The 26,878-nt window shown below is 72.4% G+C and carries 22 protein-coding genes; 13 read left to right on the forward strand and 9 right to left on the reverse strand.

Features of this window, described 5'->3' with window-relative positions; all coding sequences use genetic code 11:
* Positions 1-6: 6 nt before the first annotated feature.
* The 5 genes from OG730_RS20720 to pdhA (OG730_RS20740) form a co-directional block, all read right to left on the reverse strand.
* On the reverse strand, positions 7-1,161 hold the full coding sequence (locus OG730_RS20720) for an IS701 family transposase (protein WP_327305641.1): 1,155 nt from the start codon (positions 1,159-1,161) through the stop codon (positions 7-9).
* Positions 1,162-1,471: 310 nt separating this feature from the next.
* Positions 1,472-2,419 carry a GNAT family N-acetyltransferase gene (locus OG730_RS20725; protein ID WP_327305642.1) on the reverse strand — a complete coding sequence of 316 codons (948 nt, stop codon included), beginning with the start codon at positions 2,417-2,419 and terminating at the stop codon, positions 1,472-1,474.
* Positions 2,420-2,536: 117 nt separating this feature from the next.
* Positions 2,537-4,078: a dihydrolipoamide acetyltransferase family protein gene (locus tag OG730_RS20730; RefSeq protein ID WP_327305643.1), complete on the reverse strand. Its 1,542-nt coding sequence runs from the start codon at positions 4,076-4,078 to the stop codon at positions 2,537-2,539.
* Positions 4,079-4,091: 13 nt separating this feature from the next.
* Positions 4,092-5,072 (reverse strand): alpha-ketoacid dehydrogenase subunit beta, encoded by a 981-nt coding sequence (locus tag OG730_RS20735; protein ID WP_327305644.1) that lies wholly within the window; start codon positions 5,070-5,072, stop codon positions 4,092-4,094.
* 5 nt (positions 5,073-5,077) lie between these two features.
* A complete protein-coding gene (gene pdhA / locus OG730_RS20740) occupies positions 5,078-6,283 on the reverse strand; it encodes a pyruvate dehydrogenase (acetyl-transferring) E1 component subunit alpha (RefSeq protein WP_327305645.1) in 1,206 nt (401 codons plus the stop codon).
* A 325-nt stretch (positions 6,284-6,608) separates the two neighbouring features.
* On the opposite strand from pdhA (OG730_RS20740), the gene OG730_RS20745 reads away from it, so the two are divergent.
* Positions 6,609-7,271 carry a response regulator gene (locus tag OG730_RS20745; RefSeq protein WP_266906697.1) on the forward strand — a complete coding sequence of 221 codons (663 nt, stop codon included), beginning with the start codon at positions 6,609-6,611 and terminating at the stop codon, positions 7,269-7,271.
* Between the two features lie 311 nt (positions 7,272-7,582).
* The gene (locus OG730_RS20750; protein ID WP_327253906.1) at positions 7,583-7,999 is read left to right on the forward strand and encodes a pyridoxamine 5'-phosphate oxidase family protein; all 417 of its coding nucleotides are present in this window, start codon (positions 7,583-7,585) and stop codon (positions 7,997-7,999) included.
* 90 nt (positions 8,000-8,089) lie between these two features.
* Here OG730_RS20750 and OG730_RS20755 read toward each other — a convergent pair whose 3' ends face one another.
* Entirely contained in the window at positions 8,090-9,679 is a 1,590-nt protein-coding gene (locus tag OG730_RS20755; protein WP_327305646.1) for a protein kinase domain-containing protein, read from the reverse strand.
* Positions 9,680-9,930: 251 nt separating this feature from the next.
* On the opposite strand from OG730_RS20755, the gene OG730_RS20760 reads away from it, so the two are divergent.
* The 10 genes from OG730_RS20760 to OG730_RS20805 all read left to right on the forward strand — a co-directional run bounded on the left by OG730_RS20760 (position 9,931) and on the right by OG730_RS20805 (position 22,249).
* Positions 9,931-11,646 carry a protein kinase domain-containing protein gene (locus tag OG730_RS20760; RefSeq protein WP_327305647.1) on the forward strand — a complete coding sequence of 572 codons (1,716 nt, stop codon included), beginning with the start codon at positions 9,931-9,933 and terminating at the stop codon, positions 11,644-11,646.
* An 86-nt stretch (positions 11,647-11,732) separates the two neighbouring features.
* The gene (locus tag OG730_RS20765; protein WP_327305648.1) at positions 11,733-12,320 is read left to right on the forward strand and encodes a hypothetical protein; all 588 of its coding nucleotides are present in this window, start codon (positions 11,733-11,735) and stop codon (positions 12,318-12,320) included.
* Between the two features lie 108 nt (positions 12,321-12,428).
* On the forward strand, positions 12,429-13,085 hold the full coding sequence (locus tag OG730_RS20770; protein WP_327305649.1) for a PadR family transcriptional regulator: 657 nt from the start codon (positions 12,429-12,431) through the stop codon (positions 13,083-13,085).
* 33 nt (positions 13,086-13,118) lie between these two features.
* Complete coding sequence (locus tag OG730_RS20775) at positions 13,119-13,850, forward strand: ABC transporter ATP-binding protein (RefSeq protein WP_327305650.1); 732 nt, start codon at positions 13,119-13,121, stop codon at positions 13,848-13,850.
* On the forward strand, positions 13,847-16,696 hold the full coding sequence (locus OG730_RS20780; protein ID WP_327305651.1) for an ABC transporter permease: 2,850 nt from the start codon (positions 13,847-13,849) through the stop codon (positions 16,694-16,696). Before OG730_RS20775 ends, OG730_RS20780 begins: the two co-directional genes overlap by 4 nt.
* A gap of 95 nt (positions 16,697-16,791) precedes the next feature.
* On the forward strand, positions 16,792-17,331 hold the full coding sequence (locus tag OG730_RS20785) for a bacterial proteasome activator family protein (protein ID WP_266906713.1): 540 nt from the start codon (positions 16,792-16,794) through the stop codon (positions 17,329-17,331).
* Positions 17,332-17,856: 525 nt separating this feature from the next.
* Positions 17,857-18,759 carry an NTP transferase domain-containing protein gene (locus OG730_RS20790; RefSeq protein WP_327305652.1) on the forward strand — a complete coding sequence of 301 codons (903 nt, stop codon included), beginning with the start codon at positions 17,857-17,859 and terminating at the stop codon, positions 18,757-18,759.
* A complete protein-coding gene (locus tag OG730_RS20795) occupies positions 18,756-20,129 on the forward strand; it encodes a molybdopterin molybdotransferase MoeA (RefSeq protein ID WP_327305653.1) in 1,374 nt (457 codons plus the stop codon). Before OG730_RS20790 ends, OG730_RS20795 begins: the two co-directional genes overlap by 4 nt.
* Positions 20,117-21,217 carry a potassium channel family protein gene (locus tag OG730_RS20800; protein WP_327305654.1) on the forward strand — a complete coding sequence of 367 codons (1,101 nt, stop codon included), beginning with the start codon at positions 20,117-20,119 and terminating at the stop codon, positions 21,215-21,217. The genes OG730_RS20795 and OG730_RS20800 overlap by 13 nt, the downstream gene beginning before the upstream one ends.
* A 54-nt stretch (positions 21,218-21,271) precedes the next feature.
* Positions 21,272-22,249, forward strand: coding sequence for an NAD(P)H-quinone oxidoreductase (locus OG730_RS20805; RefSeq protein ID WP_327305655.1), 978 nt, complete (start codon positions 21,272-21,274; stop codon positions 22,247-22,249).
* Positions 22,250-22,469: 220 nt separating this feature from the next.
* On the opposite strand, the gene OG730_RS20810 is transcribed toward OG730_RS20805, so the two are convergent.
* From OG730_RS20810 to pdhA (OG730_RS20820), 3 genes are read right to left on the reverse strand one after another with little or no spacing between them, the layout of a single operon-like run.
* Positions 22,470-23,912, reverse strand: coding sequence for a dihydrolipoamide acetyltransferase family protein (locus OG730_RS20810; RefSeq protein ID WP_327305656.1), 1,443 nt, complete (start codon positions 23,910-23,912; stop codon positions 22,470-22,472).
* Entirely contained in the window at positions 23,912-24,925 is a 1,014-nt protein-coding gene (locus OG730_RS20815) for an alpha-ketoacid dehydrogenase subunit beta (protein WP_327305657.1), read from the reverse strand. Before OG730_RS20815 ends, OG730_RS20810 begins: the two co-directional genes overlap by 1 nt.
* Positions 24,922-26,076 (reverse strand): pyruvate dehydrogenase (acetyl-transferring) E1 component subunit alpha, encoded by a 1,155-nt coding sequence (pdhA, locus tag OG730_RS20820; protein ID WP_327309350.1) that lies wholly within the window; start codon positions 26,074-26,076, stop codon positions 24,922-24,924. The genes OG730_RS20815 and pdhA (OG730_RS20820) overlap by 4 nt, the downstream gene beginning before the upstream one ends.
* 177 nt (positions 26,077-26,253) lie before the next feature.
* Here pdhA (OG730_RS20820) and OG730_RS20825 point away from each other — a divergent pair, with 177 nt between their 5' ends.
* Positions 26,254-26,829: an Lrp/AsnC family transcriptional regulator gene (locus OG730_RS20825; protein WP_327305658.1), complete on the forward strand. Its 576-nt coding sequence runs from the start codon at positions 26,254-26,256 to the stop codon at positions 26,827-26,829.
* The last annotated feature ends 49 nt before the right edge of the window (positions 26,830-26,878 follow it).

Below are 26,878 nucleotides of genomic sequence, written 5' to 3' on the forward strand. Positions count from 1 at the left end.
GCCTCACTAGTGGTCCGCGGTCCGCTGGGTGAGGACCCGGACCGCGTGCGCGGCGGAGGCCAGGGTGGTGTGCCGGTGCCAGCCCTCGAAGGAGCGCCCGCCGAAGTCGGTGAGGCCCACCTTCTGGGCGACGCCGGTGAAGTCGGCTTCGACCTGCCGTGCCTGCTTCGCCAGCCGGAGCAGCGAACTCGGGTGCGCCTGTGTCATATCGGTGATCCAGCACTGGTCCGGCCAGCCACGCGGATCGCTCCACTCGCCGAACAGCAGCTGTGGCCGGGGAGCGTTCGGCAGCTCCACCCGTACGGCCACCACCAGGCTGACGCGAGGCCGCCCGGTGGAGGGGTCGCGCCAGCTCACCGGCCGGCGCAGGGTGCGGGCCATCAGGAGCAGCTGGTGCGCGGCGAGTTCGCGGTTGGCCGCGCCCGGCAGGACCGCGTCCACACACCGGACCCGCAGGGATCCGCGGGCCGTCGCCACGAAGTGCGTTCCGCTCGGCTCGAAGCGCCGGGCGACCGCCGCCGGATCGAGGTCGGGAAGGTCGAGCACCACGGGCCGGCGGGTCTGGCCCACCCAGCCCCGCAGTTCCTCCACGGCTCCTGCGATCAACTCCAGTGGGGTGGAGGCGAGTTCGGAGTCGTCGGTGGTCGGGGACAGCGGGCCGAGACTGTCCCGCCACTTCCGGGAGAGGGTCAGGCGCCAGTTCACCGGGCAGCTCTGTCCCTCGCCGACCGACCAGACCCCGTAGGCGGCCTGGCTGTTGACCACCTGGCCGAGCTCGGGCACGAACCGGCGGTCGACGCCCACCGACTCGGTGCCGGCCTTGGATATCACCATCGGCTGCACCACCCAGGCCTGCGGCCGCAGGGACCGCTCCAGGTAGCCGGCGAGCGCGGCCCGCACCCGGCCCCAGTCCCAGGTGGAGGAGACGACGAAGTGGTGCAGGCTCTGCTCGGCCGCCCGGTCTCCGACGTACGCGGCGATGTTCCGGATCGACTTGCGCCCCTCGGCCTGGAGCAGGCCCCGCAAGTACAGCTCCCCCTTGCGCCGCTGGTCGCTCCGCGGCAGCGAGGCGAACAGCTCGGCACAGAGCTCGCCCACGATCAGGTCCGGTACGAACCGGCTGCTCAGCGTGTCCGGTCGGTCAAGACTCGTGACGGTCATTGCGGATCCATCCCTTCCCCCGTGATCTCCGACGCTCCTCAACCCTGCGGCTGGGAGCGGTCCGAGAACCAGGTGGACCCGTCACACACATTCGCCCGTGCGTGCAGGGCGGACCATCAGACCGGCATGTCCCGCGGCGATCCGCGGATCGCCCGACGGGGACCGCGGTACGGGCTTTCGCCTGGCCGGAGGGGGTCCGGCCCGGCAGGCCCCGCCCGGACCGGCCGGCGGCTCCGGCGCATGGTGACCGGGCCACCATCCACACCGCCCGGGAGGCCGCGGCGTGGTGGCCCCGCCACCAGCGCCCAGGTCAGCCGGTCGCCGCGGCCGGTGCCTCGAGGACCAGGCGGATCTCCGTGACCTCGTAGCCGGCGCGGGTGAAGGCGGCGGCCATCGGGGCGTTCACGGTGTCCGTGGTGGCGGTGATGCGGTCGGCTCCCTCGGAGGCGTGGAAGCGGGTGATCTCGCCGAGGATCTCGTCGATCAGGCCCTTGCCGCGCTGCTCGGGGACCACGCCGAGATAGCCGACGTTGCGGTGGTACGGGGTCGCGGACGGGATCGCCAGGCCGGCGAGCGTGCCGTCGGGCAGGTGGGCCAGCCGCCACCAGGAGCGCTCGCCCGGGCAGTCGGTGTAGAACTCGATGTCGTCGCGCGCCAGTTCCTCGGCGTCGGTCGTGCGGAGCTCGTTCTGCGTGTGCAGGTCCAGGCTGCCGGCCGAGAGGCGGACGAAGGCTTCGAGGAACTCCTCGTCGGTGCCTTCGCGGAAGACGAGGCGGCCGGTGGGCTCGGCGGTACCGGCGGCCGGGGTCCACTCGAAGCGGAGCCGCTCGATCTCGCGGACCAGGCCGGAGGAGGCGGCGGCCTTCTGCCGCCAGGCGACCGCGTCGGCCAGGCCGTCCGGGGAGGTGCGCCAGTCTCGCGGGAGCGAGACGTTGTAGTCGGGGGCCTTGCCGAAGGCCTCGTGCCCGGCGGTGAGCAGCCCGGCGGCGACGGCGGCCGGGTCGGCCACGGAGCTCCGTACCTGAAGGCAGTCGAGCGCGATCGGGCGCTCGCTGTCGGCGCGGCCCCACCACAGGGCGCGGGCCAGGATCTCGCCGTTCTCGTCCTCGGCGAACCAGGTCCACTCGGGGCGCATCTGGCCGGCGGCGAGCTCTTCGCGGATCTTCTCGGGGGTGAGGGCGGGGACGGGGCCGTCGGCCGGGTAGGCGAGGGCGCGGTCCATGTCGGCGGTGTCTGCTGTGGCAGCGCGGAAGTGCATGGGCCGATGATCACACCGGATGACGGCGCTCCACAAAGAGTTTCCGCACGTCAGGGGCGGTTTGGTACGGAATTCCGGCCTCCGGGAGCACTACCCGGAGGCCGGTCCGCCGGGCCGTCAGGACCAGGTGATCAGACGGCGCGGGTGCTCCAGGACGGCGGCGATGTCCGCGAGGAAGCGGGAGCCGAGTTCGCCGTCGACGAGACGGTGGTCGAAGGACAGCGCCAGGGTGGTGACGTGGCGGGCCTTGACCTTGCCCTTGTGGACCCACGGCTGGAGCTTGATCGCGCCGACCGCGAGGATCGCGGACTCTCCGGGGTTCAGGATGGGCGTACCGGTGTCGACGCCGAAGACGCCGACGTTGGTGATGGTGATGGTGCCGTGCTGCATGTCGGCCGGGGAGGTCTTGCCCTCGCGGGCCGTGGCGACCAGCCCGGACAGGGCCTGCGACAGCTCGCCGAGCGTCTTGGCGTGCGCGTCCTTGATGTTCGGGACGATCAGCCCGCGGGGGGTGGCCGCCGCGATGCCCAGGTTGACGTAGTGCTTGAGCACGATCTCCTGGGCCGCCTCGTCCCAGGACGCGTTGACGTCGGGGTTGCGGCGGATCGCCACGAGGACGGCCTTGGCGATCAGGAGCAGCGGGTTGATCCGGAGCCCCGCGAGGTCCGGGTCCTCCTTCAGCTCCTGGACCAGCTTCATCGTGCGGGTCACGTCGAAGGTGATGAACTCGGTGACGTGCGGCGCGGTGAAGGCGGAGCCGACCATGGCCTGCGCGGTGACCTTGCGGACGCCCTTGACCGGGATACGGGTCTCGCGGGCGGAGCCGGCCGCCGCGGCCGGAGCCGAGGCCTGGGCCGGAGCCTGGGCCTGGGCCTGTACGGGAGCCGCCGGAGCCGCCTGGGCCACCGGGACCGCCGGGGAAACGGCCTGCGGGGCGATGGCCGCCGCGGCCGCCGCGTGCACGTCCTCACGGGTCACGACCCCGCCGTCGCCGGTCGGGACCACCGCCGCCAGGTCGATGCCGAGGTCCTTGGCGAGCTTGCGCACCGGCGGCTTCGCCAGTGCGCGGGCCGCGCTCGAACCGGCGACCGGGGTGGCCGTGCCGCTCGGGGGCTGCGCGCCGGTCGTCCCCGGCTGGGCCGGGACCGCTACGGACTGTGGGGCGGCGGGAGCGACCGGAGCCGACTGCGCGATACCCGTGCCGTTCTGCGCGGCGACCGCCGGCTGCGGTGCCTTGCGCGGGCGGCGCTTCGTGGAAGCGGTGGAAACTCCGTACCCGACCAGGACGGGCTGGCGGGCCGTGGGGGCCGCGTCCTCGGCGCCTCCGGCGGCCTCCGAGTCCGCCGTCGCAGCCGGAACGGCAGCAGCGGCCGGAGCACCGGCGACAGCCGAAGCAGCCTCCCCCGCGTCACCGCCGGAGGCAGTCCGCACCGAGATGATGACCTGGCCGACGTCGACCGTGACGCCCTCCTCGAAGAGGAGCGCGTGCACGACCCCGTCGAAGGGGATCGGCAGCTCGACGGCCGCCTTCGCCGTCTCCACCTCGCACACGACCTGGCCGTCGGTGACGGTGTCACCCGGCTGGACGTACCACTTGAGGATCTCGGCCTCGGTGAGGCCCTCGCCCACATCGGGCATCTTGAATTCGCGGATCGTCATCGCAGGGCTCTCCTCAGTACGCCAGCGAGCGGTCGACTGCGTCGAGCACCCTGTCCAGGCCCGGCAGGTACTCGTCCTCCAGGCGGGCCGGCGGGTACGGGGCGTGGTAACCGCCCACGCGCAGCACGGGCGCCTCCAGGTGGTAGAAGCACCGCTCCGTGATGCGAGCGGCGATCTCCGAACCCACACCGAGGAACACCGGCGCCTCGTGGACCACCACGAGCCGGCGGGTCTTCTCCACCGACGCCTGGATCCCGTCGAAGTCGACCGGGGACATCGAGCGCAGGTCGATTACCTCCACCGACTTGCCCTCCTCGGCGGCGGCCGCCGCGGCCTCCAGGCAGACCTTCACCATGGGCCCGTAGGCCGCGAGGGTGATGTCGGTGCCCGTACGGGCCACCCGGGAGCCGTGCAGGGCGTCGGGGATGGCCTCGAAGTCGACCTCGCCCTTGTCCCAGTAGCGGCGCTTCGGCTCGAAGAAGATCACCGGGTCGTCGCTGAGGATGGCCTGCTGGAGCATCCAGTAGGCATCGCTGGCGTTGGACGGCGAGACCACCTTCAGGCCCGGGACGTGCGCGAACAGCGTCTCCGGGGACTCCGAGTGGTGCTCGACCGCGCCGATGCCGCCCGCGTAGGGGATGCGGATGACGACCGGCATCTTGATGGTGCCGAGCGAGCGCGCGTGCATCTTGGCGAGCTGCGTGACGATCTGGTCGTACGCGGGGAAGACGAACCCGTCGAACTGGATCTCCACGACCGGCCGGTACCCGCGCAGGGCCAGGCCGATCGCGGTGCCGACGATGCCCGACTCGGCGAGCGGGGTGTCGATGACCCGCTCCTCGCCGAAGTCCTTCTGGAGTCCGTCGGTGATGCGGAAGACGCCGCCGAGCTTGCCGACGTCCTCACCCATGATCAGGACCTTGGGGTCCTCTTCCAGGGCCTTGCGCAGGGAGTCGTTGAGCGCCTTGGCGATGGTGAGCTTCTGTACGGCCATGACGGTCACTCCCCGCCTTCGAAGGACGCGAGGTAGGCGGCGAACTGCGCGCGCTCCTCGTCGACGAGCGCGTGCCCGTCCGCGTAGACGTTCTCGAAGATCGCCATCGTGTCGGGGTCGGGCATCGAGCGCACGACCTCGCGCACCCGCTTGCCGAGGGCCTCGCTCTCCACCTCCAGCTGCTCGAAGTACGCCTCGTCGGCGCCTCCGGTGGCCAGCAGGTGGGCCTTCAGGCGCAGGATCGGGTCCTTGGCCTCCCAGGCCGCCGTCTCCTCGTCGCGCCGGTACTTCGTCGGGTCGTCGGAGGTGGTGTGCGCACCCATCCGGTACGTGAAGGCCTCCACCAGGGTGGGCCCCTCTCCCCGGCGGGCCCGCTCCAGTGCCCAGCGGGTGACCGCGAGGCAGGCCAGCACGTCGTTGCCGTCCACCCGGACGCCCGGGAAGCCGAAGCCCTGCGCGCGCTGGTAGAGCGGTACGCGCATCTGGCGCTCGGTGGGCTCGGAGATGGCCCACTGGTTGTTCTGGCAGAAGAACACCACGGGCGAGTTGTAGACCGCCGAGAAGGTGAAGGCCTCCGCCACGTCGCCCTGGCTGGACGCGCCGTCGCCGAAGTAGGCGATGACGGCCGAGTCGGCGCCGTCCTTGGCCACGCCCATCGCGTACCCGGTCGCGTGCAGCGTCTGGGAGCCGATGACGATCGTGTACAGGTGGAAGTTGTTGGTGGTCGGGTCCCAGCCACCGTGGTTCACACCGCGGAACATGCCGAGCAGGTTGGTCGGGTCGACCCCGCGGCACCAGGCCACACCGTGTTCACGGTAGGTCGGGAAGACGTAGTCGTCGTCGCGCAGGGCCCGGCCGGAGCCGATCTGGGCGGCCTCCTGCCCGAGCAGCGAGGCCCACAGGCCCAGCTCGCCCTGGCGCTGCAGGGCGGTCGCCTCGCCGTCGAAGCGGCGGGTCATGACCATGTCGCGGTACAGACCGCGCAGGTCATCGGTGGTGATGTCGGCGACGAAGGGCGCGAACTCGGCGACGTCGGGATTATCCGCGACGTCGACGCGCACCCCCTCGGGCGTCAGCAGCTGTACGAGCTGAGGCTCGGCGTCATGCGTCTTCGCGGTGGCAGCGGCGGGCTTGGCGGCGCTTGCCGCGCCGGCCGGCCGCTTGGTGCCGCTGCGGCGCGGCTTGCGCGCGGCAGTGCTCTCCACGGTCACGATTGCTCCTCCGTCGGTCCGGCACCCGGGTTCTCCGGGGACCAGTGCGGCTCACCTGTATCTCTGCCCGCGCACGGGGTGGGTGCGCTTCGGGTCTGGGATTCAGGCGTGACAGGTGCCCCGGCGAGTGCCCTGCGCAATGCACGTTACCCAGTGCGTCGCATAACTGCGAAACCCCGTTTGACCTGCGATTTTGCTTGGATTTCCAAGTAAATCGGCGGAACCGGGAACAACCACTGGTCACAGCCTTGCAGGGGGCCGGAACAACGGCACGTTATCCCGCTCGTCTCCGGCAGGGAAGGGGTGAGTGTGTGAAACTGAGTTCGTGCGCGAAAACGGAAAAATCAAGGTATTCCTCCTGGACGACCACGAAGTGGTGCGTAGGGGTGTTCACGAGCTGTTGTCGATGGAATCGGACATCGAGGTCGTGGGTGAGGCCGGTACGGCCGCCGACGCGCTGGTCCGGATCCCCGCCACCCGCCCCGACGTGGCCGTCCTCGACGTCCGGCTGCCCGACGGCAGCGGCGTGGAAGTGTGCCGCGAGGTGCGCTCCCAGAACGAGGACATCAAGTGCCTGATGCTCACCTCGTTCGCCGATGACGAGGCGCTGTTCGACGCGATCATGGCCGGTGCCTCGGGCTACGTGCTGAAGGCGATCCGCGGCAACGAGCTGCTGAACGCGGTGCGTGACGTCGCGGCCGGCAAGTCCCTGCTGGACCCCGTCGCCACGGCCCGGGTCCTGGAGCGGCTGCGCGACGGCAAGAACGGCAAGGGCGACGACCGGCTGTCCAACCTCACCGAGCAGGAGCGCAAGATCCTCGACCTGATCGGCGAGGGCCTGACGAACCGCGTGATCGGCGAGCGGCTGCACCTGGCCGAGAAGACCATCAAGAACTACGTCTCCAGCCTGCTGTCGAAGCTCGGCATGGAGCGCCGGTCCCAGGCCGCCGCGTACGTGGCCCGCCTGCAGGCCGAGAAGGGGCGCTAGGTCGTCTCTTTCGGATCTTGTCGGCCGAGTCCGCGGCGCCTGGTGCCGTGCCTGGGCGTGCTGTCGGGGCGCTCGCGTACTGGGCGTACGTGGTCGCCTCGGCAGTGCGGCCAGGCGCGGTGCCAGGCGTCGCGGGCCCGGCAAGATCCGAAAGAGACGGCCTAGTCGCGCCTGGGATTTCGTAACCCAGTGTGACGCCCCGTGGTCGCACGATTCCACGGGGCGCACTGTTTAATTCGGGACCAACGTCCTTGATCTGCGGGGCGGGCTCCTCTTTCCCGGCAGGGTGTCGGTAGCCGACAGTGGATGACATGTCCCCAGAGGAACTCCACGCCATCGAACTGCTGCGCCGCGTGCCGTACGGCCGAGCCGCCACCAGCATGCGCGCGCTGCCCTTCCTCGCCGTCGCGCGCCACATCGTGGTGAACGGCAAGGTCGTCCTGAGAATGCACGCCGGTTTCGGATATCACCACGCCTGCAACGGCAGCGTGGTCTCGTACGGAGCCGACAACTTCAATTCCGGCGAGTCCCAGCTGTGGTCGGTGCAGTTCACCGGCACCGCGAACCTCGTCGAACCCACCACCGCCGAACTGGAACTGTTCGGACCCGGTCCGCACTTCGTGGACGGCGCGGTCTTCGACCCCGTCTACATGCGGATCGAGCCGCACCTGGTCACCGTCCACACCCTCGCGGGCAACCTGGACCGGCAGTACCAGCACGCGCTCTGAGCGGCACCCGCGGGACTTTGGTCCCGAGAGGAACGGCCCGGCGGCCCACTCATCGAGAGGGGCCGCCGGGCCGTTCTTCGTCACTCAGGGCTATTCCGAGCCTTCCTCGGGCCCATCGGGGTCAGGCGTCTTCGTCACGGGGGGCGGCGTCGGCTTCGGCGTGGGCGTCGGCGTGGGCGTCGGCGTGGGCGTCGGCGTGGGCGTCGGGGTCGGCGTGGGCGTCGGCGACGGGGTGTACGACGGCGAGTACGAGTAGCTCGGCGTCGAGGACTTGCTGCGGCTCGGACCGGGCGTGTACGAGCTCGGCGGCGCCGACTCGGAGTTCGACTTCTCCGGCGTCGGGCTGCTCTGCTCCGAGCTCGCCGAGGAGGACGGGGAAGTCGCCGGCGAGCTCGTGCTCGTACCGGGATCCTTCTTGTCGCCGCCGAAGTTGTTGACCGCGTACGCCACGCCGCCCGCGACCGCGAGGACGGCGAGCACCGCGAACAGCCACAGCTTCCAGCCACCGCCGCCGGAGGGGCGCTCGTCGTACGGGGCGTACCCGCCGTTCCCGCCGTGGCCGTTGCCGCCACCGCCCGGGTAGGCGGAGCCGTCGTCCGGGTTCAGCGGCGGCACCATCGGCTGCTGGAACTGCGAGGTGTTGGAGTGCGAGCCGTACGGCGGCTGGCCCTGGCCGGGCGTCGCCATGGCCGTGGTCTGCGCCGGGCCGCGCCCGTGCGGCAGCGCCATGGTGACCGGGCCGGTGTTCCAGGTGCCGGTGTTGGCCCCCTGGTCGTGCAGCATCTGCAGGGCGTACTGGACCAGCCCGCGCATCTCCTCGGCGCTCTGGAACCGGTCGTCCGGGTCCTTGGCGAGGGACCGCATGACGAGCCCGTCGAGCTCCTGCGGGATCTGGCCGCCCTCCGGCAGCTGCGAGGGCGGGATCGGCGCGTCCTGCACGTGCTGGTAGACCACCGACAGCGGGGTCTCCCCGGTGAAGGGGGGACGCAGCGAGAGGAGTTCGTAGAGCAGGCAGCCCGTCGCGTACAGGTCGGAGCGGTGGTCCACGGCCTTGCCGAGGGCCTGCTCGGGCGAGAGGTACTGCGGCGTGCCCATGACCATGCCGGTCTGGGTCATCGTCGACTGCGCGCCGTGCAGGGCGCGCGCGATGCCGAAGTCCATCACCTTGACCGCGCCGGTGTCCGTGATGATCACGTTGGCGGGCTTGATGTCGCGGTGCACGATGCCGTGCTGGTGCGAGTAGGCGAGCGCTTCGAGCACACCCGAGGTGATGATCAGCGCCTGGTCGGGGCCCGGGGCCTCGGCGCTGATCAGCAGGTCGCGGATGGTGCGGCCCTCGACCAGTTCCATGACGATGTAGGGGACGACGTTCGGGCCGACCCGGTCCTCGCCCGAGTCGTACACGGCCACCACGGCATGGTGGTTGAGGCCGGCGACCGACTGCGCCTCGCGCGTGAAACGGGCCTTGGACACCGGGTCCTCGGCCAGGTCGGGGCGCAGCAGCTTGACGGCGACGGTCCGGCCCAGCCGGACGTCCTCCGCGGCGAAGACCTCGGCCATGCCGCCCCGGCCCAGACGGTGGGTCAGCCGGTAACGGCCGTCTCCCACCAGGCCGCCCGCGCCCCAGTGCTCAGGACCCTCTGCCATCCCGGCGCCGCTTCCCTCGGGTTCGGGTGCCATCAGTCCTCACCGTCGTCTGTCTCGGCCGCCGCTCAGCGGATGGGTCCTCATCGTGTGCTCCGACGAACGCTACAGCCTCAGAACCGGTCACCGTTCGGACAAGGACCCTTCATAAGGCGCCTGTGGACCCCCTGTGGCCTTGTGGTCACGGAACGGGAACCTGGCTTGACGTGTGCTTGCCCTCCGGCAGACTGAGGCCGACATGCGCTCAGCCAGGGGCGTGGGGACCATCCCGAGGGGAAGCAACAGTCATGAGCCAGGACGGCACTCAGGGCCAGTACGCGGGCGGCTCTTTGGCCGGTGGCCGTTACCAGCTGAGGGACTTGCTCGGCGAGGGAGGCATGGCCTCCGTTTACCTCGCCTACGACTCGGCACTCGACCGCCAGGTCGCCATCAAGACCCTGCACAGCGAACTGGGACGCGAACAGTCCTTCCGCGAACGCTTCCGGCGCGAGGCGCAGGCTGTAGCGAAACTGTCGCACACCAATATCGTCTCGGTCTTCGACACCGGTGAGGGGGTCGTCTCCTTCGCGAACCCCGCGGCGGCCGACGGCTCGGTCATGCCCTACATCGTCATGGAGTACGTCGAGGGGCAGCCGCTCGGCTCCGTCCTCGACGGCGACATCAGGCAGTACGGGGCCATGCCGGCCGACAAGGCGCTGAAGGTGACGGCCGACGTGCTGGCCGCCCTGGAGAGCAGCCACGAGATGGGGCTGGTCCACCGCGACATCAAGCCGGGCAACGTCATGATGACGCGGCGCGGAGTGGTGAAGGTCATGGACTTCGGCATCGCGCGGGCCATGCAGTCGGGGGTCACCTCGATGACGCAGACCGGCATGGTCGTCGGCACCCCGCAGTACCTCTCCCCCGAGCAGGCGCTCGGGCGGGCCGTGGACGCCCGCTCCGACCTGTACTCGGTGGGCATCATGCTCTTCGAGCTGCTGACCGGGCGGGTCCCCTTCGTCGCCGACTCGGCCCTGGGCATGGCGTACGCGCACGTGCAGGAGGAGCCGGTCGCGCCCTCCACCATCAACCGCTCGGTCACCCCGGCGATGGACGCGCTGGTGGCGCGGGCCCTGAAGAAGAACCCGAACGAGCGTTTCCCCACCGCCGCCGCCATGCTCGACGAGGTCGCGCGGGTGGCGGGCGCCGGGCACGCCGGAGCCCCGGTCATCGTCCCGGGCGCGCACCCCACGAACAGCGGCGCCGGGTTCGGCTCGGCCGTGTTCCCGCCGGTGGACTCCGCCCTCCAGGCGCCGCCGCACTCGGTGCAGCAGCCTTACCAGGCACCGCACACCCCGGTGCCCTCCGCTTACGCGCCGACGCCGCCTCCGGGGCCGCAGTCGGGGGCGTACGGGTACCCGCAGCAGCACCAGCAGCAGCCGATGCACCAGCAGCCCCAGACCCCGGCTCCGTACGCGGCTTCGGCCTCGACCCCGCCTCCGTACACGCTCTCGCCGCAGGGCGGGCACGGCGGAACCGGTGCGGGCGGCGGGACCGGCCGGAAGAAGAGCAACCCGTTGGTGATCGGGGCCGTCGTGGTGGCGCTGGTCGCCATCGGCGGGCTGATCGCCGTACTGAAGATGGGCGGCGACGACGACAAGGACAAGGCCGGGCCGTCGACCCCCGGGTCCTCCGTTTCGGCGTCCGGTTCGGCCTCCGCTCCGGCGAAGGCCGGGCACAAGGGTCCGGACCCTTCGAAGACGATCAAGGAAGAGAAGTGCAAGGAGGCGTCGAAGGACGACCGCGACCCGGCCAAGGTGAAGGCACCGGACTTCCGGTACATCGACCAGGTCTCGGTGAAGGCGTGCATCCGGGCCGCGGGCTGGAAGTACGACCCCAAGCCCAAGGACGAGGCGATCTACGGCGAGGGGACCGTCGTCCAGCAGCAGCCGGAATACGGCTCGTCGTTCGACCCGACGAAGGACACCATCACCCTGTGGATCTCGACGGGCGACCCGGAATAGGCGCGGCGTCGACCTTCTGAGGGGGGCGGCGTCCCGAACGGCCTGTACGGGATGCCGCTTTTGTCCGGTTATGTAAATCTGAGTCCGTGACCTACGCCCGCGCGCTGCGCTGGACCGCCGGGGCAGCGATGGCAACAGCCGCGCTGCTGATCACGGCGCCCGCGCAGGCCGCGGCGTCGTCGGCGGCCCACGGCCTCTCCGCCGCCTCCGGTTCCTCCTCGGCTTTCTCCGCTTTCTCCTCCTCCGCAGCTTTCTCCTCCTCCGCCGCCCTCTCCGCCGCCCTCTCCGCCTCCGCCTCCGCCTCCGCCGCGTCGCCGTCGGGCGACGCCGCGGCGTCACCCGCGACCTCGGCCGACCGGGCCTTCGAGGACCTCGCCGGAACCGCGGCCGGATCCGGGCGGGACCGGCCCGGGCGGCCGGTGGGCGAACCCGCCAATCCCGAGACCGTGCTCGCCGCGCGCCCCGTCCCCGCACACCCGCGCACCGAGCCGCTCCCGCAGGTTCCCGCGATCCCCACCGAGCCCACGGCGACCCCGATGGTCGGCGCGCTCGGCACCGAACCGAACGAGCGGGCCGCCGACCTGGCCGCGCACATGCTGCCGCTCGGAACGGGATTCGCCCTGATGGGGCTGGGTCTCGGATTCATGGGAATGCGGCTGCGCCGGGGCATGTAGCCACCGCCCCGACCCCCGCTCCCACCCACGGCCGCACCCCCGGTCCCCCCTGGGACGTACGCCTCAGGATGGTTGCGGAGCCGGGCATACTCGGTATACATACTGAGTATGTCGATCCGCCACGGCCTTCTCGCCCTACTGGAACGGGGCCCCAGGTACGGCTCTCAGCTCCGCACCGAATTCGAGTCCCGCACCGGTTCCACCTGGCCCCTCAACGTCGGGCAGGTGTACACGACGCTCGCCCGCCTGGAGCGTGACGGCCTCGTCGCCCCCGGCGGCGAGGACACCGCCGGGCACACCCTGTACGCCATCACCGAGACCGGGCGCCACGAACTGCACGCGTGGTACGAGCGTCCCGTCGACCGGGCCAACCCGCCCCGCGACGAGCTCGCCATCAAGCTCGCCATGGCCGTCGGCGCACCCGGCGTGGACATCCGTGCCGTCATCCAGTCCCAGCGGCACGCCACCGTCCAGGCCATGCAGGACTACACCCGGCTCAAGGCGCAGGCGCTCGCCGCCATCGAGAGCGGGCGCTCCGGCGAGCGTGACGACATCGCCTGGCTGCTGGTCCTGGAACAGCTGATCTTCCAGACCGAGGCCGAGGCCCGCTGGCTCGACCACTGCGAGTCCCGGCTCGTACGGCTGTCCGCGCGCGGGGAGCGCGCGCCGGCCGAGGCCGAGCCGCCCGAGGCCGCCACCGACCCGACCACACCCACGACCACCGACCGGTCTCTTTCCCGTACCGCCCGTACGCGGCGGGTCTGAACCACCGCTCCACGTCCCAGGGGGGAACCCTTCATGCCCGACCAGCCCGTATTGCAGCTGGACCAGCTCGTCCGCACCCACGGCAGCGGCGCCACCGAGGTGCACGCCCTGCGCGGGATCAACCTCTCCGTGTACCCCGGCGAACTCGTCGCCGTCATGGGCCCCTCCGGGTCCGGCAAGTCCACGCTGCTGACCCTCGCCGGCGGACTCGACACCCCGAGCGGCGGCAGGGTGATCGTCGAAGGCACCGACATCACCACCGCCGGCCGCAAGCAGCTGGCCGCCCTGCGCCGCCGCAGCATCGGGTACGTCTTCCAGGACTACAACCTGATCCCGGCGCTCACCGCCGCCGAGAACGTCTCCCTGCCGCTCGAACTCGACGGCGTCTCCGCCCGCAAGGCCCGCGTCTCGGCGCTCGCGGCCCTGGAGGAGATGAACCTCGGACAGCTCGCCGACCGCTTCCCCGACGAGATGTCCGGCGGCCAGCAGCAGCGCGTGGCCATCGCCCGCGCGCTGGTCGGAGACCGCCGCCTGGTCCTCGCCGACGAGCCGACCGGCGCCCTGGACTCCGAGACCGGTGAGTCCGTGCTCGCCCTGCTGCGCTCGCGCTGCGACGCCGGCGCGGCCGGGATCCTGGTCACCCACGAGCCGCGCTTCGCCGCGTGGGCCGACCGCGTGGTGTTCCTGCGCGACGGCAGCGTCGTCGACGAGACCCTGCGCAGCCAGGCCGACTCCCTGCTCTCCGGGCAGGCGGCCGCTCAGTGATCTCCACGTACCACTCCTGGATCGCGGCGATCCGGATAGCCCGCCGCGACGCCTGGCGCTCCAAGGGCCGCAGCGCCCTCGTCCTGGCCATGATCGCCCTGCCGATCGTCGGCGTGAGCGCCGTAGACGTCACCATCCGCAGCTCGGAACTCTCCACCGAGCAGCACCTCGACCGGGTGCTCGGCGCCGCCGACGCCAAGCTGACCTCGTCCCACATGAACGCGCCCCTCTACCAGAGCCCCGACGCGCAGAACTACGCCCCGGTCGGCGGCTACGAGAAGTACAACGAGAGCTCCGGCGGCATGGACAAGCCCGCCGCCGAGCCCGAGCTCCCGGCCGCAATGCAGTCCGTCAAGGACAGCAAGACCTATGCCAAGGTCCGCAGCCGGTACGGCATCCTGGACGCCGAGCTCCGCGAGGTGGACCTGGCGAGCCCGCTGGTGAAGGGTCTGTGGACGCTGGAGCGCGGCCGGCTGCCGAAGGCTCCCGGCGAGATCCTCGCCACCGGCGCCTTCCTGAAGGAGTCCGGGTACTTCCTCGGCTCCAGCGTGACCCCGCGCGAGTCGACCGCCTCGTACAAGATCGTCGGCGTCTACGAGATGCCCGACGACCTGCACAACTCGCAGCTCCTGGCCCTGCCGGGGACCCTGCTCGCCCCCCTCGACCGGGACCGCAAGGCCGCCGGCGGCACCGGCCTGGACCCCCAGGACGTGTACCTGGTGAAGGTCGGCGGCGAAGGTTTCACGTGGAACATGGTCAAGGAGACCAACGCCAAGCTGCACCTCCTCGTCGAGTCGCGCGTCGTGCTCCTCGACCCGCCGGCCGACTCCGAGGTGCCGCTCTACACGCAGCAGCCCAAGGACCTGTGGCAGCCCGGCGCCACCCTCGGAGCCACCGAACTGGCCATCGTCTCCACCGTCGTGGGCCTGGCCATGCTGGAGATCTGCCTGCTGGCCGGACCCGCCTTCGCGGTCGGCGCCCGGCGCTCGCGCCGCCAGCTCGGCCTGGTCGGCGCCAACGGCGGTGACCGGCGGCACATCCGGGCCATCGTCCTCTCCGGCGGCCTCGTCATCGGCGCCGCGGCGGCCGTCATCGGCACCGCCGTCGGCATCGCCCTCACCATCGCGCTCCGCCCGGTGCTGGAGGACACGATCGGCAACCGGTTCGGCAGCTTCGACGTCCGCCCGCTGGAGCTCCTCGGCATCGGCCTGCTCGCCGTCCTGACCGGCCTGCTGGCCGCGATCGTCCCGGCCGTCAACGCCTCCCGGCAGACCGTACTGGCCTCCCTCACCGGCCGCCGCGGCGTGCGCCGGGCCAACCGGGTGCTGCCCGTCCTCGGCCTGATCGCCATCGCGGGCGGGGCCGCCATCGCCCTGTTCGGCTCCGTCTCCGAGATGGGCTCCACCGTCGTCGCGGGCGGCAGCGCCATCGCCGAGCTAGGCGTCGTCGCCCTCACCCCCACCCTGGTCGGCCTGTTCGGCCGGGCCGGCCGGTGGCTGCCGCTGTCGCCCCGCCTCGCGCTGCGCGACGCCGTCCGCAACCGGGGGCGCACCGCCCCCGCCGTGGCCGCCGTGCTGGCCGCCGTCGCCGGCACCGTCGCCGTGGCCACGTACCAGCACAGCAGGGAGATCCAGGCACGGCACGAGTACGTCGCCCAGCTCCCGTACGGCTCCGGCCTGATCGAGAGCAACGAGTTCACCGCCTACCGGGACGTGCCCGCGGTGCGCGAGACCCTCTCCAAGGAACTCCCGCTGGCCGTACGGGCCGACGTGGACCGTCTCGTCGTCGGCAAGCCGGGCTGCTCCCCGTACGGGGACGACGCGGAGTGCGGACAGGCCGAGATCATCATCCCGAAGGACCAGCGCTGCCCCCTTTACTCGGCCCCGAACGGATCGGAGTCCTTCTCCGTGGCCGAGCGGAAGAAGCTGATGGCCGACTGGCGGTGTCAGCACGACCGCTTCGGCGTCCAGTACTCCCTGGTCGTCGCCGACCAGAAGCTGATGTCGGTCCTGGGGGTCGAGGACCCGGGCGCCGCGGCCGCGCTGAAGGCGGGCAAGGCCGTCTCCTTCAAGAAGCAGCAGGTGCGCGACGGCAAGGTCACCGTGCGGCTGGTCAAGGGCCGCGGCGAGACCCCTCCCGGCTCCGCACCCGATGAGCCGCCGCCGGGCAAGGACAAGGTCTTCGCCGCGTACCAGGTCCCCGACTCGGTGAAGGGCTACGGCGTGGAGCTGGTGCTGCCGCCCGCGGCGGCGAAGAGCGCCGGCATCGCCACCGTCCCCTTCGGCTCGTACTTCACCCTCGACGGGGACGCGAGCTCCGAGCAGCGCCAGCGGCTCGAGGGGGCCCTCGACAAGCTGGGCGTGGACACCAGCGTCCGGATCGAGAAGGGCTACGAGGGCGACGACAGCCTGGTCATGCTCGTCCTGACCGTCTTCGCGGGCCTGGTCACCATCGGCGCGGCCGGTATCGCGACCGGCCTGGCCCAGGCGGACGCCGAGGGCGACCTGAAGACCCTGGCGGCGGTCGGCGCACCGCCGCGGGTGCGGCGCACGCTCAGCGGCTTCCAGTGCGGGGTGGTCGCCCTGATGGGCGTGATCCTCGGCTCGGCCGCCGGCCTCCTGCCCGCGGTCGGGCTCCGGCTCACCGAACGGCGGGCCGCGGCCGACATGGTCCGGTCCGGCATCGAGGGCGGGTACGAGCTGGCCACCGAGTCCCTCCCGTACATCCCGATCGCGGTGCCGTGGACCACGCTGGGCGGCCTGCTGATCGTCGTCCCGGTGGGCGCGGCGCTGCTGGCGGCCCTGGTCACCCGTTCGAGCGGAGCGCTGGCCCGCCGCGAGGCCTGACGATTCCGGCACCGGTTGGTGCCCCCGCACAGGGTGGATCACGCCCGTGCGGGGGCACACCGTGTGAATACGAAGGTGTGCGAGAGAATGACGGCATGGAGATGCCGAGGAGTGAACGGTCGCAGGACAGCCCCCCGCCCGGCCTGATCGTGGGGCAGGACGGGATGCCGGTCGGCGGCGCCGATGACGAGTCGCGCGAGGTCCCGGTGACGGAGATGGTCGAACAGCCCGCCAAGGTCATGCGGATCGGCAGCATGATCAAGCAACTCCTGGAAGAGGTACGCGCCGCACCTCTGGACGAGGCCAGCCGGGTCCGTCTGAAGGACATCCACGCGGCGTCCGTGAAGGAGCTGGAAGACGGCCTGGCTCCCGAGCTGGTCGAGGAACTGGAGCGCCTGTCCCTCCCCTTCACGGAGGAGGCGATCCCCTCCGAAGCGGAACTGCGCATCGCCCAGGCCCAGTTGGTGGGCTGGCTGGAAGGCCTGTTCCACGGCATCCAGACGGCCCTGTTCGCGCAGCAGATGGCGGCGCGGGCCCAGCTGGAACAGATGCGCCGCGCCCTCCCGCCGGGCTCCTCCCACGAGGACGACGAGGACGGCCCCCACGGCGCCATCCGCTCGGGCCCGTACCTCTAACCCACCCCGCCCCACCCCTCCGGGGCCGCCCACGGCGGCCCCGGCCCCATGTCCCGGTCCTGACCTTCCAGCCACCCAGCCTTCGAGCCCCGGGGTCTGGCCTGCCAGCCACCCAGCCTTCGAGGCCCAGGGCCTGGCCTTCCAGCCGCCCAGCGTTCGAGCCCCGGGTTCTGGCTTTGCAGCCGTCCGGCGTTCGGGGCCCGGGTTCTGGGGCGGAGCCCCAGAGGGGTCCGGGCGCAGCCCGGTACCCCTCCCAGCCCGCCCGTGCCAATCCAGCCGTCCGGCGTTTGAGGACCGGGGCCTGGGGCGGAACCCCAGAGGGGTCCGGGCGCAGCCCGGTACCCCCTCCAGCCCGTCCGGCGCTTGAGGACCGGGGTCCGGGCAGCGCCCGGGGAACGGGCGAAGGGCGGGTAGGGGAACTCCGCCCCGCGCAGCGGAACACCCCCAGCCACCCCGCGGGGACCGGGTTAAGAGCCCGGTAAACGCCACAGGCCATCCGGCCCCGACCCCCCGCATACTCGGGGAATGACCTACGACGCCATCGTCCTGGCGGGCGGCGCCGCAAAACGCCTCGGCGGAGCCGACAAGCCCGGCCTCCTCGTAGGCGGCCGCCCCCTCCTCGACCGCGTCCTGGACGCCTGCGCGGACGCCCGCACCACCGTCGTCGTCGCCGGCCGCAGGCCCACCGCAAGGCCCGTGCACTGGGCCCGGGAGGACCCCCCCGGCGGCGGCCCCCTCGCCGCGCTGGACGCCGGGCTGCGGCACACCACCGCCCCGCTGGTCCTCGTACTCTCCGCCGATCTGCCGTTCCTGGACCGGGACACGGTCGGCTCCCTGCTCGGTGCCCTCGACGCGCCCGGACAGCAGGCCCGTGACGGAGCCCTGCTCCGGGATCCGGGCGGCCGCGACCAGCCCCTGGTCGCCGCGTACCGCGCCGAGCCCCTGCGCAGGGAAATCGCCCTGCTGGCCACCGAACACGGCTCGGTGAACGGCCTCCCCCTGCGCGCCCTCACCGCCGAACTCGACCTCACCCCGGTCACCGCGGCCGCCCCGCTCGCCTCCTTCGACTGCGACACCTGGGACGATCTCGCCGCCGCCCGCGCCCGAATCAGAGAGCATGGAACCGTGCTGGAGCAATGGATCACCGCCGTCAAGAACGAGCTGGGCATCGACGTCGCCGTCGACACCAAGACCCTGCTCGACCTCGCCCGTGACGCCGCGCACGGCGTCGCCCGGCCCGCCGCCCCGCTGACGACCTTCCTCGTCGGCTACGCGGCGGCCCACGCCGAAGCCACCGGCGCAGACCCCGAACAGGCCGTGGCCGAGGCCTCCCGCAAGGCCGCCGAACTGGCCCTGCGCTGGGCCGCGGAAGCCCCGGAGACCACCGGGCCCGAAGCGACCGGCCCCGAAGCGACCGGCTCCGGATGACCGCCAACCCCGCCGCCGACCCCGCCGCCGCGGACGCCGACCGCGACCTCGACCAGGCCCTCGCCCTGGTCAGCCGCGCCCCGCGTGCCGACCCACGCGCCGACCCGCGCGCCGACACCGCCGGAGGCCCCGCCCCCGCCCCCGGCGGCCACCGCGCCGCGTCCTGGCTCCGCGCCCGGGAGACCGCCACCCGCGCCGGTTCGGCCGTCCGCGGCCGCACCCACCGGGTCCCCCTGGCGGCCGCCCTCGGCGAGGTGCTGGCCGCGCCCCTCGACGCCCTGGGCGACCTGCCGTCCTTCGACACCTCCGCGATGGACGGCTGGGCCGTCGCCGGGCCCGGCCCCTGGACGATCCGCCCCGGCGAGAGCGCCCTGGCCGGGAGCGAGCGCCCCGCACCCCTCGCGGACGGCGAAGCCGTACGGATCGCCACCGGCGCCCGGATCCCCGCGGACACCAGCGCCGTGATCCGCAGCGAGCACTCCCGCGAGGCCGGCACCCTGCTGTACGCCGAGCGGCCCGTCGTCACCGGACAGGACATCCGCCCGCGCGGCCAGGAGTGCCGCACCGGCGACCTGCTGCTGCCCCCCGGGTCCCTGGTCACCCCGGCCGTCCTCGGCCTCGCGGCGGCCGCCGGGTACGACGAGCTCACCACCCGGCCCCGGCCGCGCGTGGAGATCCTCGTCCTCGGCGACGAACTGCTCACCGAAGGCCCCCCGCACGACGGCCTCATCCGTGACGCCCTGAGCCCCATGCTGGGCCCCTGGCTGACCCGGCTCGGCGCCGAGGTCGTCTCCGTCCGACGGCTCGGCGACGACCCGCAGGGCGCCGAAGCGCTGCTGGCGGCCGTCACCGGCTCCACCGCCGACGTGCTCATCACCACCGGCGGCACCGCCTCCGGCCCCGTCGACCACGTCCACCCCGTGCTCGCCAAGGCAGGCGCCGAGCTGCTCGTCGACGGGGTGGCCGTACGCCCCGGGCACCCGATGCTGCTGGCCCGCATCGGCGGCGGGACCCCCGGCCAGGACCCGGTCCGCCACCTGGTGGGGCTGCCCGGCAACCCGCTGGCCGCCGTCTCCGGGCTGCTCACCCTCGCCGAACCGCTGCTGCGCGCCCTCGCCGGGCGGCGCCCGCGCCCCCGCTACGTGGTCCCGGTGGAGGGCGACGTCCCCGGTCACCCGCACGACACCCGGCTCGTACCGGTCCTGCTGACCGAGGACCACGCCGTACCGCTGCGCTACAACGGGCCGGCGATGCTCCGCGGGGTGGCCGCCGCCGACGCGCTGGCCGTCGTACCCCCGAACGGGGCACGGTCCGGGCAGGAGCTGGAGATCCTCGATCTCCCCTGGGCTTCGGGGGGATGTTTCACGTGAAACTTCACGGATCCGACGCGATGGCACGCGGCGCCGACGAGAAGCTCGTATCGCGCCGCATCAAACTGCCCAAGCGCATCGTCGAGAAACCGCTCCGGCAGGTCTCCCGGCGGCTGTTGATGGCGCTGTTCGTGATGTCCCTGACGGTCCTGATCGTCTGGATCGACCGCGCGGGTTACCACGACAACGCCAACGACAAGGTCGACTTCCTCGACTGCGTCTACTACGCGACCGTCACCCTGTCGACGACCGGCTACGGCGACATCGTCCCGTACAGCGACAGCGCGCGGCTGGTCAACGTCCTGCTGATCACCCCGCTGCGCGTGCTGTTCCTGATCATCCTGGTCGGCACCACCCTGGAAGTCCTCACCGAGCGCACCAGGGAAGAGTGGCGGCTCAGCCGCTGGAGGAAGAACTTGCGAGACCACACGGTCGTCGTCGGCTTCGGCACGAAGGGCCGCTCCGCCCTGCAGACCCTGCTGTCCACCGGGCTCAGCAAGGACCAGGTCGTCATCGTCGACCCCAGCGCCAAGGTGATCGACATCGCCAACGCGGAGGGGTTCACCGGGGTGGTCGGCGATGCCACGCGCTCCGACGTCCTGCTGCGGGCCGAGATCCAGAAGGCCCGTCAGATCGTCATCGCCACCCAACGCGACGACACGGCGGTCCTGGTCACCCTGACGGCCCGCCAGCTCAACCGCGGCGCGAAGATCGTGGCGGCCGTGCGGGAAGAGGAGAACGCGCCGCTGCTGAAGCAGTCCGGCGCGGACGCCGTCATCACCAGCGCGAGCGCGGCCGGCCGGCTGCTCGGACTCTCGGTGCTCAGCCCGAGCGCGGGCACGGTGATGGAGGACCTCATCCAGCAGGGCAGCGGCCTCGATCTGATCGAGCGTCCGGTGAACCGCGGGGAGGTCGGCAAATCGGTCCGGGACACCGACGACCTGGTCGTCAGCGTCCTGCGCGGCCACCGCCTGCTCCCGTACGACGATCCGCACGCGAGTCCCCTGCAACTGACGGACCGTGTCATCACGATCGTCCGCGCGGCCCCGTCGGCCACGCCGCCCGTGGTCCTGGGCTCGCCGGACTGAGCGGACCAACCGGACCGCGCGGGCCGAGGGGGCCGGGGGCGGTAACCTCCGGCCATGCATGCGATCACCATCGAACAGCCCGGCGGCCCCGAGTCCCTGGTGTGGGCCGAAGCACCCGACCCGGTGGCCGGTGACGGCGAGGTCCTCGTCGAGGTGGCGGCGAGCGCCGTGAACCGCGCCGACGTCCTGCAGCGGCAGGGGTTCTACAACCCTCCGCCTGGCGCCTCGCCCCATCCCGGCCTCGAGTGCTCCGGGCGGATCTCCGCGATCGGGGCCGGGGTCTCCGGCTGGTCGGTCGGCGACGAGGTGTGCGCGCTGCTCTCCGGCGGCGGGTACGCGCAGCGGGTGGCCGTCCCGGCGGGCCAGCTGCTGCCCGTCCCGGCGGGCGTGGACCTGGTGACGGCGGCGGCCCTACCTGAAGTCGTCTCCACGGTCTGGTCGAACGTGTTCATGGTGGCCGGTCTGCGCCCTGGCGAGACCCTGCTGGTGCACGGCGGATCGAGCGGCATCGGGACGATGGCGATCCAGCTCGCGAAGGCCGTGGGCGCGCGGGTCGCCGTCACGGCGGGCGGCAAGGAGAAGCTGGCGCGCTGCGCCGAACTGGGCGCCGACATCCTGATCGACTACCGCGAGCAGGACTTCGTCGAGGAGGTCCGGGCGGCCACCGACGGCGCCGGGGCGGACGTGATCCTGGACATCATGGGCGCGAAGTACCTGACCCGGAACGTGGACGCGCTGGCCGTGAACGGCCGCCTCGCGATCATCGGGCTCCAGGGCGGAGTCAAGGCGGAACTCAACCTGGCCGCCCTCCTCGCGAAGCGCGCGGCCATCACCGCCACCACGCTCCGGGCCCGCCCCCTGGAGGAGAAGGCCGCGATCGTCGCAGCCGTACGCGAACACGTCTGGCCCCTACTGGCAACGGGCCGCATCCACCCGGTGGTGCACGCGACGTACCCCATGAGCGAGGCCCCCGAAGCCCACCGTGTCATGGAAGCAAGCACCCACGTGGGCAAGCTGCTCCTGACCACCTGACCGAACCGGAGCCCCGGGCCGCCGCTGCGCGGGGCGAAGTCCCCTACCCGCCCTTCGCCCGTTCCCCGGGCTCCGCCCGGACCCGTTTCCGCGTGCGGCGCCGCTCCCGTGGCCAGCCCCCGGGGGTCCGGGCGCAGCCCGGGGAACGGTGGAAGGGCGGGTAGGGGACTTCGCCCCGCAGGGCCAACCCACCCGCACCCGCCCACCGGCTTCGTCGGAGCTACAAGCTGCGCAGCAGCACCGAGGGCGACTCGACGCAGTCGGCGACGTACCGGAGGAAGCCGCCCGCCGTGCCCCCGTCGCAGACACGGTGGTCGAAGGTCAGCGACAGCTGAACGACCTGCCGGACCGCCAACTCTCCCTGGTACACCCAGGGCTTCGGGATGATCCGCCCCACACCGAGCATCGCCGCCTCGGGATGGTTGATGATCGGCGTGGAGCCGTCGACCCCGAACACCCCGTAGTTGTTCAGGGTGAAGGTGCCACCGGTGAGGTCCGCCGGGGCCAGCTTCCCCGCCCGGGCCAGCTCGGTCAGCCGGGCGAACTCCGCCGACAGCGACTCCGCGCTGCGCGCCTGCGCGTCCCGGACCACCGGCACCATCAGCCCCCGCTCCGTCTGCGCGGCGAAGCCCAGGTGCACGGACGGGAGCCGGACGATCTCGTTCGCCGCGAGGTCCACCGTGGAGTTGAGCTCCGGGTGGCGGGCCAGCGCCGCCGTGCAGATCCGGGCGAGCAGCGCGAGGACCGAGATCTTGGGGCCGCCCGCGGCGTTCATCGCCGCCCGGGTCGCCATCAGTTCGGTGGCGTCCGCGTCCACCCAGCAGGTGGCGTCCGGAATCTCGCGCCGGCTGCGCGACAGCTTGTCCGCGACCGCCCCGCGCACCCCCTTGAGGGGGGTCCGCGTGGCGCCCTCCGGGGCGGTGGAACGGACGGAGGCCACCACCGGGGCCACGACGGGTGCCACCACGGGGGCCACCACGGGGGCCACCACGGGGGCCACGGCCGAAGCCTCCCGCGCCGGCGCGCGCAGCGCCGCGTCGACATCAGCGCGCAGGATCAGCCCCTCGGGCCCCGATCCGCGCAGGGCCCGCAGGTCCACCCCGTGGTCCCGCGCCAGCTTGCGCACCAGCGGCGAGATGACCGGTACCGGCCCGGCGACGACGGCGGCCGGTGCGGCGGCCGCCGGTGCCGTGACGGGAGGTGCCGTGACGGCAGGTGCCGTCACCGCCGCGACCGGGACCACGGCCGGAGCCGGACCCTCGGGAGCGGCCCCCGGCGCGGCGGAGCCGGGTCGCACCCGCCTCCGACGCGCCGGACGTGAAGGGTCGGAGCCGTACCCGATCAAGGGCCGGGGCGCGTTCGCGGAGTCCGGGGCCCCTTCGGGGGCAACGGCATCGGCATCGGCCGGCAGGCACGCCGCACCCACCGCCACCGTGATCAGCGGCGCGCCGACGGGCAGTTCCGTCCCCTCCTCGCCGAAGCGGGCGGTGACCACGCCCCCGTACGGACAGGGGACCTCCACCATCGCCTTGGCCGTCTCGACCTCGACGACGGGCTGGTCGATGGCGACGACGTCGCCGACCGCCACCAGCCAGCGGACGATCTCCGCCTCGGTCAGTCCCTCGCCCAGGTCCGGCAGCTTGAACTCCATGACCTGCGGCATCAGTTCTCCCACTGCAGACGGGCCACGGTGTCCAGGATCCGGTCCACGCCGGGCAGGTGGTGCTTCTCCAGCATCGGCGGCGGATACGGGATGTCGAAGCCGGTGACGCGCAGCACGGGCGCCTCCAGATGGTGGAAGCACCGCTCGGTGACCCGGGCGGCGATCTCCGCGCCCGGTCCGCCGAAGCCGCCGGACTCGTGGACCACCACCGCGCGCCCGGTCCGGCGTACGGAGGCCACGACGGTCTCCTCGTCGAAGGGGACCAGCGAGCGCAGGTCCACGACCTCCAGGTCCCAGCCCTCCTCGCGGGCCGCCTCGGCCGCCTCCATGCACACCGGCAGCGAGGGCCCGTAGGTGATCAGCGTCGCGCTCGTGCCGGTCCGCCGGACGAGTGCCTCGCCGATCCCGGGGACCACCGCGGGCGCCTCGGGCGACCAGTCGGCCTTGGACCAGTACAGCCGCTTCGGCTCCAGGAAGATCACCGGGTCGTCGCTGGCTATGGAGGCGCGCAGCAGTCCGTACGCGTCCTCGACGGTCGCCGGGGTGACGACGGTGAGGCCGGGGGTGGCCACGTAGTACGCCTCGGAGGAGTCGCAGTGGTGCTCCACGCCGCCGATCCCGCCGCCGTACGGCACCCGGATGGTGATCGGGAGCGGCATCGCGCCGCGCGTGCGGTTGCGCATCTTGGCCACGTGCGAGATCAGCTGCTCGAAGGCCGGGTACGCGAAGGCGTCGAACTGCATCTCCACCACGGGCCGCAGCCCGTACATGGCCATGCCGACGGCCGCGCCGAGTATGCCGGCCTCGGCGAGCGGGGTGTCCGTACAGCGGTCCTCGCCGAACTCCTTGGCGAGGCCGTCCGTGATGCGGAAGACCCCGCCGAGCGCCCCGACGTCCTCGCCCATGACGTGGACGGTCGGGTCCTCGGCCATCGCGTCGCGCATCGCGCGGTTCAGGGCCTGGGCCATGGTCGCCGGCTTCGTGGCCGCCGGCTTCACCGCCACCGTGGTCATGATCCGTCCCCCTCTTCTTCCTGCTCGGCCGCGTCCAGCTCGGCACGGAGCATGGCCGCCTGTTCGCGCAGTCGGCCGGTCTGCCGCGCGTAGACGTGTGCGAAGAGGTCCATCGGGTCGAGCACCGGCTCCGCGTTCATCCCGTCCCTCAGCGCCGCCGCCATCGCCTCGGCGGCGTCCTTGGCGGCCTTGATGCCCGACTCGTCCAGCAGGCCGCGCGCGGTCAGCTCGCGCTCCAGCAGCTCGATCGGGTCGTGCGCCTTCCAGGCCTCGACCTCGGCGTCGCCCCGGTAGCGGGTGGCGTCGTCGGCGTTGGTGTGGGCCTCTATGCGGTAGGTGACGGCCTCGATCATGGTCGGTCCGCCGCCGGACCGGGCCCGCCGGACCGCCTCGGACAGCACCTCGTGCATGGCGGCGATGTCGTTGCCATCGACGAGGCGGCCGGGCATCCCGTACCCCACGGCCTTGTGGGCCAGGGTCGGGGCGGCGGTCTGCTTGGCGAGCGGAACGGAGATCGCGAAGCCGTTGTTCTGCACGAGGAAGACGACCGGCGCCTGCCAGACGGCGGCGAAGTTCATGGCCTCGTGGAAATCGCCCTCGCTGGTGCCGCCGTCGCCGACCATGGCGAGGGCGACCACGTCGTCCCCGCGCAGCCGGGCGGCGTGCGCCAGGCCGACCGCGTGCGGCAGCTGGGTGGCCAGCGGCGTCGAGAGGGGGGCTATCCGGTGCTCGCGCGGGTCGTACCCGGTGTGCCAGTCGCCGCGCAGCAGCGTCAGCGCCTGTACGGGATCCAGTCCGCGGGCCACGGCCGCGAGGGTGTCGCGGTAGCTCGGGAAGAGCCAGTCCTGCTCCTCCAGGACCATCGCGGCGGCGATCTCGCACGCCTCCTGGCCGACGGTGGAGGGGTATACGGCCAGACGGCCCTGCCGGGTGAGGGCGGTGGCCTGGGCGTTGTAGCGGCGGCCGCGCACCAGCTCGGCGTAGCACCGGCGCATCAGCTCGGGGTCGAGCCGGTCGGCGGCCGGGGTGCCCAGCACCCGGTACGGCTCGGGGTCCGGGAGCAGCGGGGCGGCATCCGTACGGGGCCTCCAGGCGGGCGGCGGGGTGGAGCGGTGGGACGCACCGGCACCGGGCAGCTCTTGGACCGTCATGGCGGCGTACACCTCCTCGTGGGAAGCGGGCAGGGAGGCCTCGGGTGTGAGGCCCCTCACCTACCGATTGTTCGGTTGTCCCGGCAATTTGGCTACAGGCGGCGTCAGGCTGTGGACAAAGTGGCGTCGACGCCCTGGTATGGGTGCAGGACGTCCAGGAGAGGCAGGCATCGGGCGATGACGGATGAACAAATGGCCGGAGCGGGTTCCGGGGCGGGGGGCGCACTCGGGGGCGCGCCCGTACCGCCGGTATCCCCCGGGCCGCCCGCGACCCCGCCCCGCCCCCTCGACCCGATCGACCGGTCGATCGTGCGCCTGCTCCAGGCGGACGGCCGCGCCTCGATACGCTCGGTCGCCGAGCAGGTCCACGTCTCCCGGGCCAATGCCTACGCCCGGATCAACCGGCTCATCGACGACGGGGTGATCCGCGGTTTCACCGCCCGCGTCAACCACGAACGCGCGGGCCAGGGCGCCTCCGCCTACATCACCCTGAAGATCGTCCAGAACTCCTGGCGCACGGTCCGCGAACAGCTCCGCGAACTCCCCGGCGCCGCCCACATCGCCCTGGTCAGCGGCGATTTCGACGTCCTGCTCCTGGTCCACACCCCGGACAACCGCACCCTGCGCGAGCTGGTCCTGACCCGCCTCCAGTCCATCCCGGAGGTCCTCTCCACGCGCACCCTGCTGGTGTTCGAGGAAACGGATCTGCTGGCCCGCGACCCGGCCGCGGGGCCGACGATCTCGGAGGACTGAAGCCCGCCGCCGGGTACCGTCCAGCCCTTCCGGCGCGGGCCCTCGTCAC

Source organism: Streptomyces sp. NBC_01298 (genome assembly GCF_035978755.1).
GTDB lineage: Bacteria > Actinomycetota > Actinomycetes > Streptomycetales > Streptomycetaceae > Streptomyces.